Source organism: Pseudonocardia sp. WMMC193 (genome assembly GCF_021728735.1).
Taxonomy (GTDB): domain Bacteria; phylum Actinomycetota; class Actinomycetes; order Mycobacteriales; family Pseudonocardiaceae; genus Pseudonocardia; species Pseudonocardia oroxyli.
Genome location: NZ_JAKKDO010000002.1, coordinates 86,900 through 99,040, shown reverse-complemented (window position 1 = coordinate 99,040; position 12,141 = coordinate 86,900). Strand labels below are relative to the sequence as shown.

7 protein-coding genes are annotated in these 12,141 nt (G+C 65.0%); 3 read left to right on the top strand and 4 right to left on the bottom strand.

The window, feature by feature from the left end; all coding sequences use genetic code 11:
- The first annotated feature begins 9 nt into the window (after positions 1–9).
- On the top strand, positions 10–1,023 hold the full coding sequence (locus L3X23_RS01065) for a tyrosine-type recombinase/integrase (protein ID WP_237190125.1): 1,014 nt from the start codon (positions 10–12) through the stop codon (positions 1,021–1,023).
- Positions 1,024–1,224: 201 nt separating this feature from the next.
- Here L3X23_RS01065 and L3X23_RS01060 read toward each other — a convergent pair whose 3' ends face one another.
- Positions 1,225–4,614: an SNF2-related protein gene (locus L3X23_RS01060; RefSeq protein ID WP_237190124.1), complete on the bottom strand. Its 3,390-nt coding sequence runs from the start codon at positions 4,612–4,614 to the stop codon at positions 1,225–1,227.
- Positions 4,611–8,648 (bottom strand): Eco57I restriction-modification methylase domain-containing protein, encoded by a 4,038-nt coding sequence (locus tag L3X23_RS01055; protein WP_237190123.1) that lies wholly within the window; start codon positions 8,646–8,648, stop codon positions 4,611–4,613. The genes L3X23_RS01060 and L3X23_RS01055 overlap by 4 nt, the downstream gene beginning before the upstream one ends.
- Positions 8,649–8,927: 279 nt before the next feature.
- Between L3X23_RS01055 and L3X23_RS01050 the strand changes: the two genes are divergently transcribed.
- Positions 8,928–9,455, top strand: coding sequence for a hypothetical protein (locus L3X23_RS01050; RefSeq protein ID WP_237190122.1), 528 nt, complete (start codon positions 8,928–8,930; stop codon positions 9,453–9,455).
- Between the two features lie 304 nt (positions 9,456–9,759).
- Here L3X23_RS01050 and L3X23_RS01045 read toward each other — a convergent pair whose 3' ends face one another.
- Positions 9,760–10,014 (bottom strand): hypothetical protein, encoded by a 255-nt coding sequence (locus L3X23_RS01045; protein WP_237190121.1) that lies wholly within the window; start codon positions 10,012–10,014, stop codon positions 9,760–9,762.
- An 11-nt stretch (positions 10,015–10,025) separates the two neighbouring features.
- Positions 10,026–10,364, bottom strand: a complete 339-nt coding sequence (locus L3X23_RS01040) for a DUF6247 family protein (RefSeq protein WP_237190120.1) — start codon at positions 10,362–10,364, stop codon at positions 10,026–10,028.
- A gap of 418 nt (positions 10,365–10,782) precedes the next feature.
- On the opposite strand from L3X23_RS01040, the gene L3X23_RS01035 reads away from it, so the two are divergent.
- Positions 10,783–12,141: a hypothetical protein gene (locus tag L3X23_RS01035; protein ID WP_237190119.1), complete on the top strand. Its 1,359-nt coding sequence runs from the start codon at positions 10,783–10,785 to the stop codon at positions 12,139–12,141.

Here is a 12,141-nt window from a genome sequence, read left to right as displayed (position 1 = left end):
CTCGGCCCGGTGCAGCCGCACGAGGTCGAGCGGCTGCACCGTGATCCCCTGGACCTCGCCGCCGAGCTGCCGTTGTCCGCGGACGAGGCCGCTTACGTCGAGGCCGCCCGGGCACCGAACACGCTGCGCGGCTATCGCTCGGACTGGGCCGAGTTCACCACCTGGTGCGAGCGCGCCGGGCGGTCGGCGCTGCCCGCGGCCGGCGACACGATCTCGATGTACCTCACCGAGTTGGCTCGGCACGGGGCGAAGGTCGGCACGATGAGCCGGCGGCTGTCGTCGATCAAGTTCGCCCACCAGCTGCGCGACCTGCCCGACCCGACGACTGGCGCCCGGGTGGTGGCGGTGTGGGAGGGGATCCGGCGCACCCACGGCGCCCCGCCGGAGCAGGCCGCCCCGCTGATGTTCCCCGAGCTCGACGACGTTCTCGACCGCTGCGGACAGACCCGCACCTGGAAGACCCGCCCCCCGGAACCCGACGTCGCGGGCTTGCGCGACCGCGCGCTGCTGCTCGTCGGCTTCTGGGGAGCACTGCGCCGCTCCGAGCTCGCCGCGCTCACCGTCGACCAACTCACCGAGCACCGCCGCGGCATGGTCCTGGCCCTGCCCCGGTCGAAGACCAACCAGCGCGGCGAGCAGACCGAGCTCGTCGTGCTGCCCTACGCCAACCGGCGCACCCGATGCCCGGTCACCGCGCTGGGGGCCTGGCTCGACGCCGCCGCGATCACCAGCGGCCCGGTGCTGCGCAAAGTCAGCCGGGGCAACCGGGTGCTCGACCGCGCCCTGCACCCCGAGTCGATCAACGACCTGGTGCACGCCGCCGCCGCGCGGGCTGAGCTGGCCGGCGGGCCGTACTCCGCGCACTCGCTGCGCGCCGGCTTTGTGACCTACTCCCATCTGCGTGGGGCCTCCGACCGGGCGATCGCCCACCAGACCCGGCACCGCTCGCTAGCCACCCTCGGTGCCTACGTCCGGGTCGAGACCGCCTGGGAAGACAACGCCGCCACCCAGCTGGGGCTGTAGTGCTAGAAACTACGAGGGGTGCAGTCCGACGCGAAATTTCGGAGGAGTTCCACCCGTGACGGCCTCGATCGCCGCGGGCACGGCCGAGGACGCTGAAACAGACTCCGAACTCCGTCCGGCAATGACCGAGTTCGGTCCGCCATTCACGCGATACTGAACGTCGAGGTATCCGTGCGCAAGCGCTACTGCTTTCTCCAGTGACTACTGTGACGGAGGGTTGATTGCGACCCAGCAAACTAGGTCGATGTCCTCCAGCTCGGCGTACGGAAGAGGTTTGGGTGGCTCTGGGATTGTGAGCCCAAACCTATCAGCCACATCGCTGAGGCGGCGAACAACGTCCATGGGGCTCATTTCTCCAGATGTGCGCAGAGCCTCTCTGACGGCGCGCAGAATCCTTACCGGGTATTGGCCACGCAGTCGGGCAGTGAGAGAGTCCTGCTGCTCGCCGAGAAAGTCGCCGTAACGCTCTACGTACGTCGCCGCATCTCGCATAATCTTCGGCAATCCTGGTGCGAGATTCGCAGGATCGGTGCGGAACTGCCAGCCTCGCAAGATATCCTGCCGAGCAGCAGACCACGCCTCGAATGCCGCGTCGAACATCTCCTGGGGAACATCGACAGGTGGAGTCGCGGGGTCGCCAGGGTCGGCAGCCGAAAGAGCTGAGAGCGTGTCTCGAACGAAGTCCGGGTAGGGCTCCGATTCAGAGCATTCTTCACCGAGCGTCGCCCGGGGGGTTAGATCTGGGTTCAGCGAGATGTAGCGGTAAATGGGCTTCGGCCAGTCGGCGACTCTAGCGCAAAAGACAAAGCCAGGGTCGCTGCCAGGCCGGGACAAGCCAGTGCCCGATCCCCACGGCAGGTGGAGGACGCGGCGCTTGGTCTCCGGATTGCTAAAGGCGTCCGCGAGGCGCCGACGGTATTCCTCACCGGACAGCGCGGCGGAACCCGCCTCGTCAAAGAGGCTCGCTTCCTCTGCACGCAGTTGATCTATAAGCTCGCGGTTCTCCGTAATCGACCGTTCGACGGGATCGATGCCGGGAAGGACGTGACCGACGCCGACTGCTGCAGCGGCCTGCTTGAGCTTGCGTTGCAGTCGCTCTTCTAGGCCGAGAAAGCGGTCGAGGTCGGTGTCAGGGAAGAAGCAGCGCATGAAGACCCGCTGATGTGGGGACCCGATTCGGTCGATACGCCCGTGCCGCTGTGTCAGCTTCATGGGATTCCACGGTAGGTCGTAGTTTACGATGTTGGCTGCCTGTTGAAGGTTCACGCCTTCGGCAAGGACGTCCGTCGTGATGAGCAGGTCGTACTCATCGTCCTCGCTGCCGGTCCCCGCTGTTTCAGGGGCGAAACCGGTTATTAGCCTGGCCCGAAATCGCTCATCGGTGCCGCTCACGTTTGCCCAGCGCTCGCGGTATGCGGCGAGCCGCGGGTCTGTCGTGATTCGCGCAGCCAATGCTTGGGCGAGATAGTTCGCGGTATCGGCGTAGTACGTGAAGACAAGAACCTTAAGCTTGTTGCGTACGTCTTGGGCACCGATGCCGTCGGACGTCGCGTGCGCAGCGATCGCGGCCAGCTCATCCACCAGTGCTGCGATCTTGGGGTCCTTCGCGGCAGTGACCTCGACGACCTCCTCGCGAAGGCGCTGCAGGATCTCCAAATCTGCAGAGACGGCGTTCGTGAGGCCCCCGATGTCGTACGCCGATGCGAGCATGTCGCCGTCGGGGTCGTCCAGGTTGTCGAAGAATTCTTCGGCTCCGTCGACGCCCGCGGCTTGGAAGTCCTTGAGCTCGTCGCCTTTGAGAACGTAGCCATTAGCCACACCGTCAAGGAACGCTTCGTGAGACCTGATCATCCGTTCGACGGTCAGCCGGAATGCGTGGGCGGATGACTCAAATCGCTTGAGTAGCGCCGATCGGAGTAAGCCAGCGTTTTGTGTCTGATACTGCTCGGTCCCGCCATCGAGGAGGAAGCGCGATGGTACGTACCGTGCCATACTCAGAATCTCGCCCGGTTCGGCTAGGACAACGCCGTCGACTGAATCGTCTTGAAGATTCGCGCCCAGCGCCGTTGCGAGATCGTCAAAGATGCTTGGAAGAACACCGGTGAAGTGGTAATCAATCCGTCGAACATCGCATTGTGGGAACCTAATGGTTTGCTCGACATCATTGATGTGGACCTTATCGCCCTGGTAGTGATTCTTGACGAACCGTCGAGTGCGTCGGACGGTGGTAGCGTCAAGAACGTCGAAGAGTTGGAGGGCTGTCAGGTCGTCGGGGTCAGTCGCTAGCGCGTCATTGAAGTATGCGCGGAGGGAGGGGATGTTAACGTCAGCAAAGGCGTGATCGTTACGTGCAAAATACATAATCAGCGTGTAGAGGTCTTCAAGGCTGTTGTTGACCGGGGTGGCGGTAAGCAGCACCAGGTCTTTAGGGTGTTTGGCGTCCACTAGCCGATGAAGGGCTTCAGCGCGGAGCGTCGCGTTATTACGGAATCCGTGCGCTTCGTCGATAACCACCATCGCGTACTCATCTAGACGCTGTAAGGTGGAGTTCTGTTTCCCAGCATCCGATATGTCGGCTACCAACTGCTCGAAAGACACCACGTCGGCTCTAAGATTGACGGCCCGCAAAAAAGGGATCCAGGTCGAGTCGCGAAGAGTGGCCGGGCACACGACGAGCACCTTCTGGCGGCGCTCGACGGAGGCTTCATAAATCAGCTCGCCAGCGATGAAGGTCTTCCCGAGTCCGACCTCGTCCGCAATAAGAACTCCCCGTCTGCGGTCCAGAATCCGCTTAGCTCGCCAGACCCCATCAGCCTGAAACCCGGTGAGGCCGAGGTTGGATCCTCTCGTAGCCTCGGCTAAATCGTCACCGTAGTTCTCATGGAGCATCCGCAAAAAGATATCCCAAGGCTGATGGGCTTGCCATCGTTCTTTATAGAGCGCGGCCAAATCGTACGGTCTCGCCTTGTCCCATTGAGCGTCGAACCAATCCATGACGTTCGTGACTGGTGTCGGGTCGTAACGGGCGAGGTTCAGCTCATTATTCTTAGCGAGGCCCGCATAAGTGAAGTTCGAGGAGCCGGCCAACACGCCGTGTTTCGCCGTCTCCACGATGAAGGCTTTGCCGTGTAGGAAACCCTCCTCATAACGTCGGACTTCGACATCGGGGTGGTTCTCAAGCCAGGCGACAAGTCGGCGCGCCGACGAGTCCGCCTCCCTGGTGAAGCCGAGGAGGTTGCGGTCGTCCTCGAGGGAGCGTTCGTGGCGGTCAAGAGCGCGACGCACCTCCGGGCGCGGGCCGCGTCGGCGAGGCCGTCCGTCGGAGAGCCGTCGTCGAGGCGCGCCGTCGACGACGTCGGTGGGATCTGCCCCGAGCAGCAAGCGGACACCACCGGCTTGCTCGAGTTCCGGTGCGAGAAGGAGAAACCCTCCAGGGTTGAAGTACGCGGTCGCGATCGCGATACGGGGGGCGTCAACGTAATGAGTCCGCGCCCCGGAGAGGAGGCCGTTGAGCGAGGAAGCAACTGTGGCCCCGTTCTCCGGGTCGTTGGTGGCGAACTCCGGCTTGTGATTCACCGCCTCGCCGTTCATACGACTGGCCCCGAGATCGTGCGCTCGCTCAGGCGCTTGCTGACAGCTTCGAGGAAGTCGGGTGAAAGGCCTCGGGGACTGAAGTCGTTGGAGATCGTTATCATTTGCTCCGCGCCCAGGCCGAAGCCGCTGAGGGCGAGCGCCTCGATCTCGACCTCGAGTTGGAAGGTGGACATGGTCTTCAGGTCAGCCGGTGCGGCCCGGGAACGCTCAATGACGTCGATGCCGCCAGCGAGACGGCGGGAGCCATGGGTGGCGAGGATGAGACACACCGCCCCTGCTACACGCTCGATGTCAGCCGGTGACCAGTTCGGCAGGACGAGCTGGTTGATCACTGGCGCGGTGACGTGACGATCGACGAAACGCCGAGCCCACCAGTCCAGCACATGCGAGTTGAGCAGGCCCAGCATGGCTAGCCGCTCCGCGACTCCGGTGCCGTCCGCGTGGGCGATGGCGTGGACGTACCCCTTGTTGTGAAGGATTCCTGTCTCAGGAAGCGCCGTCGCGATCAGAGTGCGAGTGTCGTCGCTCCGGCTGGGATGGCGCACCAGGAGGACCGGATGCGTCGAGTCAGCGAGCACCTGTCCGGCATCGCTTCTGAGGATGCCTCGTCCACGAGCGGTGAGGGCGTGGAGGTCACCGACGTACTGCTTGTAGGCGACGGAGTCGTCGAAAGCGTATGCGTCGACGTGTGCGGTCATGAGGACTCGCCAGGCACCGTCGCTGTCCACTCGCTCAGCTAGGTCTCGATCAGGGCCCGTACCGCGGAAGTCCCAGCGAGCGTCGTGGCGGCCGCTGAACCAGCCGCTGGCCTGGGCGACACGGGGATAGCTGCGCATCGTGTCGAAAATCGTTCGATCGTCGGCTGAGGCGAACCAGGGAATGACTTTGTTCTCGGAGTACGAGTCGAGGTCCTCGACGGAGAGACGGATGGCGGTTTCCTGGCTTATGGCGCTGATCTCTGCGGGGGAGGTCGCCACCCACACATTGATCGGAGCCCCGGAGGAGGGGCCAGCGGAGAGGAGCACCACCGCGTAGGAGGCGTGCACATCTTCAAATATCCACTCACCCTGATTACGTCCCTGCACGATGTCGAGGTCATAGTTTCCGACAATTGCCTTGCGTAGGTTCTTCCAGCCCGCGAGGACCATGCTCTGACGGGGTAGAACGAGACCAAGGCTGCCGTTTCGACGTAGGACCCGGAGGGCTCGCTCCAGCATGAGCTGAGCAAGCTCCAGATGCGTGCCTCCTCGTAGCGTGTAGACGGTCTTGAAGTAGTCCTGAAGCTCCAGGCGTCGACTCTGCTCGACCAGCTCATGGGCGTGCTCCGTCGGACGGCTTCGCCGGAGCTCCTCGATCGCCGCCGCGCGGTCCCGGTCCCGTAGGGCGTTTAGGCCCGGGCTGACGCCGACCCAGTACGGGGTGGGCTCCCAACGAACCTTCTCCCATGGGGGGTTCCCGAGGATGACGTCAAACCCGGGATCATCGCGCGCAAAGACTTCCGGGAACAGGTAGGGCAGGTGAACGGCCTGCAGCCGGTCCACTGCATCAATAGTTGATGGCGAGCGGCCCAGCGCCAGAGCCTCCCCGACGCCAGGCGGAGGCCCTGTCTGGCCCAATCGGATAGCGACCGCGGCGTCCAACAGGAGCTTGGCTTCAGCGGCTTCGCTCATCGCCTTCGTGTGCTCCCGCGCAGCCTCGCGGACCTCGGCCTTAGTGGCTTCGGCGGTGCGTGCCACTCGCAGCAGACGGCCTCGGGCATTACTTAGAGCAGTTTCAATCTGCTCTCCAAAAAGGCTGTACTGGCCTTCAGTTGATCGCGGTTCGAAGACGGCGAGAGCTTCGTCTACAGTTCCGATGCCGGTGAGACTGTTGCCGATCCGCAGTCCGTGGTCAAGTGAGGACATAGGTAGACCGGGGACGAATGTGTGAATCCAGATGGCTAGGCGAGCAAGTTCGACTGCCATTCGATTCAAGTCCAAGCCGTAGATGCAACGGCGAGCTACCTGTCGGCGCAGGAGCATTGAAGGCTCGATCTCGACATGTGCAGCATTCTCGCCGAGAGCGGCTTCGGCCGTGGCGGCCAGACGGGAAAGCTCGTCGACTACGGCCGGAATCGGATGGTCCGCGAGGAACTTAGATAGCGCTACCTCGATGCGGTCGATTGCTGCGACCAAGAAGTGCCCCGACCCCATCGCCAAGTCAATTGCACGAAAGTCGAAGAATGCTTCGCTAGCAGTGGCTTCGTCGCCTGCGTGGATGAGTCGTTCTACCCTCTGAAGGTGCCTGTACAGCGCGGGTTCGAGACTGGAGTCGAGGAGATGCTCGACGGCGAAGGCCTTGGTGAAGTAAGAGCCTGTGGATTTCCGCTCGCCGGACGAATTGTGAAAGTAGACACTGCCAGCTGCGACAGCAACCTCGTCATGCGGTGAGGCGGGCACGAACGCCAAGCTATTGGGGTCGACGGCGAGGTCCTGCGGCGCTATAGAGAGCGACGACTCCAGGAGGCCTTCGTAGATCGTGCCGAACTCCCGAACGGAGAGGGCGCGGAAGTCGACCGGCCCTTCACCGCCGTCAGCAGAGGTGTCGATCAGCAGGGACCGAAGCGCAGGGCCGATCTGATCGTTGGTCAGACGCATCTGACTAATAGCGTGACCGGACGGATGTGTATGGGCGTCACTGTTGAACAGGCCACCGTTGTAGGCGGGCACACCCCACTCGCGATTGCCGTCGTCGACCGCTCTCCAGATCGCCTGAAGATCCACCCAGCGGTCGGACGAAGAAGAGTCGAATTTCAGTGCCGCATCATTAGCAAATTCGCGCGCGACGGTCTTGAGTGCCTTCTTTGTGTACCGAGGGTTCCGATTGTACGGAAGAAGGCCGCGATCCTCGGCGTAAGCCACGAAGAGAAGGCGGAACAGAATGATCAGGGTACGATGATATGCCTCATGAAGGTCCGCGTCATCGAGTTCTGCGCCCTTCGCCTCCCGCATCGAGTTGGCCACTGCGACGGCGAGAGAAGGCACCACATCGACGTAAACACGTTCGCGAAGGCGCTCGCCGAGACCGGTGGCGTGGTCGATGGACGCGTTGAGAATCTCCGCGACGGTCCCGCCCTCGCAAAGGGCTGTCGCTCCGAAAAGGAGACTCAGATAAGCGGCGTCATCACTGGCGAGGTGGGTAAGATTGATCTCAACATAGGTTTCCGACTGCCCTTTGCGGCCGACTCCGACGTCGGGCCGGGCTGGATAAAGGCGGATCTTCTTGCCCTTCACAAGGATCAGCCAGGGGAGGTTGTGCTCCTGGGCGAGGGCGAGGCCGACCCCCGCCGGCGACGCAGCCCCGAACCGCTGTCCAGGGCGATCGAAGAGCTCTGTCTCGGTCAGAAGTACCGCGATCGCGCGTTGACGACCCTCAACCGAGAGCAGCTGCGCGACCGACCCCAACGCTGTAGTGGTGTAGCCCAGGGCCGAGATGAGCTCAGACCCGGCTTTGCCGAGAAGCTTCTGTCCGTCGAGCCCAGCGCGTTGCCAGTCCTGCCGGGTCGGTACGCCGTACCGGAGCTCATGAGACGCGAAGAGACCTTGGTTGGTGAGCCCGGCCACGAGCTGGTCTTGCGTGGACGCTAGGAGTTCGCCGAGCGTCCGCTTCGCCGCAGTCGGATTCGACTCGGCTAGCGCGGCCGCCGTCGCCCGCTCGCACTGGTAAAGGTCAAGTCCCGTAACCGCCGCACTGTCCTCGTCAGGGCCACAGACCGTGGCGCGCCAGCCCGCGGGCGTCGGGTAACCGACGACAAGCAGGACCGGGCTGGCCCGTCGTCCCCAGCGCAAGGACCACAGCCGTCTGACATCGTCCATCCTCGGAGCGACGTCGGCTGCAGCGATAGCAACCTCAAGGGGGTTCGGGCCGTGTCCGAAGGCGACCCGGAGCGGATCGATCGCGAGAGGGGCACCACTAGGCCGTGACCAGTCGATCTCGCTCGCGAGTGGGGCGTCGTCGAGGAAGTCCTCGATGGTGCGTTCGCCGACGGTCACCTGCAAAGCCCCCACTGTCCGGACAACGCTTACTGCTCGATCACGCTAGTGCAGCGCATCTGGGCTCGTCATTAAGCCGCGCGGCTTACTGCTAATGACCTATGGTTTCTACACCCATGTGCGTCGTAGTGACGGTAGGAGCAGTCGCGTGCCCAAGGCTCATGTGCCCCGAACTGCGGCTGCGTAGGCCATGAAGCTGTCTGGGAAGACTCGTAGATGCCCAGGGCGGAGGGGTTGTTGCGGCACTGACCGTTCCGCTTGACAAGGTGGAGGTGTGGGATGGACTCCTTGCAGCTGGCCGCATGGTTGGACAGCTGGAGCAGTAGGTACCCGGCGGACTACGACGCGAAGTTCGCGACCTACGCCGGCCGCGAAGCCTACGGCCCGGACGACCTCGAGGTCCTCTACAACTGGAAGTTCACCCGGCTCTGGCCAGCCAAGAAGATCCGGGCCATGCGTGCGTTCCCTGAACGCGACATCTGGGACCTGACCAGGCGCTCCTTTATCTGTGACGACCCGTTGGGAGCTCTCCTGATCCTGTGTCTCATCCCCGGGTTGCAGGCGGCCGGGGCGAGTGCCGTCCTAGCCGCCCAGGCCCCGGACCGCTACACCGTTATGGACGTCCGGGCCCTCGCCAGCCTCGAAGCCCTCGGGCTATGGGACTCAAGGCAGCATGGCGATCAAGCGACGGCCATCCGTTGGCCGCTCTACCTGCAGACCTGCCTCGAGCTCGCGAACAAGACCGGGAAGTCCCTAAGAGCGGTCGATCGAGCCCTGTACAAGGCCAACGGAGCGGTCCCTGTCTGAAGCGGGTGTCGCCGGATCCGGCCCCCGGCGTGTCGCCACCCTGGTGAACGTTCGTCGTCAACGCACTAGCGGGATCCGAGTCCGGACGCAGCCGCCACAGTGAAGGAAGCTCGGCGAGCATCTCCGCGCGACTGACCGCCTCCGGCCTGAAACCGCGTGTAGAGCCCGACGGCGTCCCGATGCTCGCACGCTGTCATTCATCTCCCCACACTCACATATCCGGGCAAGCCAACATCGGGCGCCCGAGAGAGTAGCGAGTCTCGACCGGGAGGCCGAGAAGTACAGGTTTGGGCGGGCGGCGTGCTCAACCCGCCCAGAGCAGCGAGACGAGGTGGACCTCCTGCTCGCGCTCCATGATGAGGTAAGTGAGGATCCCGGCGCCGGCCCCGAATGCCAGGTTGCGCAGCGGGGCGTCGGGGTTGGCGGCGTTGACCGACGGGCCACTCCACGGGGCGAGCTCAAGCAGTGCGAACACCTCGGTGAGGGTGCGCAGGGCGTGCGGTGGGAGCGCCTCGATCTCGGCTTGCGCCTCAGGGTGAACGTCGATCGTGTAGGTCACTGAGTGGGGCGTTACTCCGCGAGCCCGAGTTCGGCCTTGAACTGGCTCCACGGGACGGTCCCCGCAGGCCCTCGCCGGGTGCGCAGGGTCTCCTCGGTCCGGCCCAGCATCCGGCGGTAGCCGTCATGGCCGTATGCAGACGTCCGCCAGGCGGTCCGCCGCCAGGCCTCGAGGGCCTCGAAGAGTTCGGTGAGGTCGAGGCTCTCGGTGGCCCGCTGCATGACTGCGCGCCAGTGCTCGTCGAACGCCGCCGCGTCTTCGCTGGTCAGCGCGGCTCGGACCTGGGCGGGCGAGGCGTGCGCGAACGGCGGCCCACTGGCCCCCGCACCGTCTGCCACCTCAGCACTCATGACCCGCATCCTATCGCTGCCCGCGCACGACGCCGGTTCGCCGCGGCGGACGGTAGACCGCCGCGGCAGGGGGGGATGTCCGCCTCGTGGCGAGCACCGGATGTCGAGCTCGGCTCAACTTGGCAGCTCGGGTCGCAGGCCTCATCGGTGCAGGTGATCGCGTGGTACCGGCGAGCACTCATCTCTGGGCTCTGCGAGTGAAGCTCCCGTCGATTTCCGCGTCGGCGAACCGACACCCACGTTGCTCGAGGCCGAGGTACAGATGCACGCCCAACGCCTGCAGCACCGAGTGATGGCCGCTGCGGGAACGGCTCTGCGTTCCGACCGGCACTCCGCCGCGGGGAACACACTCCACCTCAGGTATGCGCGTCTCTCCGTCGCTCATGGCGCGGACGATGCCACGCCCCACCGACAGTTCTTGGAACTGATACGAAACGAAACAAAACACAACGAATTGACGAAACGAAACGTAAACGGTAAGGTGGTCGGCATGAGCGAGAGCCCGGGGTCTGGCGTGGTGACGCAGCAGCTGACGTGCGAGCTGCCCGGTTGTCCGAACGTCATCGAGTACGCCGGGGTCGGGCGTAAGCCCAAGTACTGCGGCCAGGTCGTCGACGGGATCCCCCACAACCGCCTGACCGCGCACCGGCTCGCCACCGGGCAGCTGACGCTGCCCGCGCCCGGCTCTCGTGGAGGTATCGACCCCGCCGCGGCGACCGCGCGGCCGGTGTCGCTGGCGCGGATGACGATGGAGGCGCTGCGCGACGAGGTCGCCAGCACCGTCGCCGAGCATGAGGAGCGCATGACCGGGCTGCTCACTCGGTTCGAGGAGACCCTCGCCGCGGCCACCGACCCCGACGCCGCGCACGCGGAGGTCACCGCTGCTCACCGCGAGGCCCGCGCCCAGGTCGACGAGGCCGAAGCGGCCCGGGACAAGGCGACCACCGCGGCCCGGACCGCCGCGTCGGAGACCGCGGCCGCCCGCGCCGCGCGGCAGCAGGCCGAAGAGGTCGCCGAGGAGGCGCTCGCCTCGGTCGAGGACGTCGAGACTGAACGCGACCAGGCGCGCACCGACCTCGCCGCGGTCACCGAAGAGCTGGAGGCCGCCCGCAGCCGGCTCGCCGCGCAGGAGACCGATCTCGAGCGCGAGCGCACCGACCTGGCCGAGGCACGCCGGGAGCTCGGGTCGCTGCAGTATTCGCTGGAGACCGCCCAGGCCGAGGCTGCGCACGACAAGCAGATGCTCACCGAGGAGCGCCGCCGCCAGGAGGAACTCGCGCGGCGCACCGATCTGGCCGAGCAGCGCGCCGACCGCGCCGACGCCACCAACCGGTCGCTGAACACCCAGCTCGACGCCGCCCGCGACGAGGCCCGCGCCCAGCGCGACGCCGTCGCCGAGCTGCGCGCCGAGCTGGCCAGCGCGACCGCACGAGTGGAGGGACTGCAGACGCAGGTCGAAAGCGAACGCACCCATGGCCAACAGCGTCTCGACGACGCCGTCGCCCGCTCCGCTGAGCAGCTCACGGACCTGCGTGCTCGCTACGAGGCAGACCTTGCCGGGGTGCAGGAGCAGCTCGTTGATCAGCGCGCCCGAGCCGACGCCGACATCGCCGAACTGCGCAGGCAGCTAGAGGGACGCGACGAGAACACGGGGGCGGGCGACGAGCCTGCGGAGGGCGGGACCCGCCGTCGAGGCGGTGGCAAGGCACGCCGCCCGCGCAGCTCATCCCGTCAGACCGGCGAATCGAGCACCGATCAGGCTGAGGCGAGCGACTAG

Bases quoted from the DNA above. Each gene is read 5' to 3' on its own strand.
- L3X23_RS01050 (WP_237190122.1), top strand. From the start codon at position 8,928: ATGGACTCCTTGCAGCTGGCCGCATGGTTGGACAGCTGGAGCAGTAGG.
- L3X23_RS01060 (WP_237190124.1), bottom strand. From the start codon at position 4,614: ATGAACGGCGAGGCGGTGAATCACAAGCCGGAGTTCGCCACCAACGAC.
- L3X23_RS01040 (WP_237190120.1), bottom strand. From the start codon at position 10,364: ATGAGTGCTGAGGTGGCAGACGGTGCGGGGGCCAGTGGGCCGCCGTTC.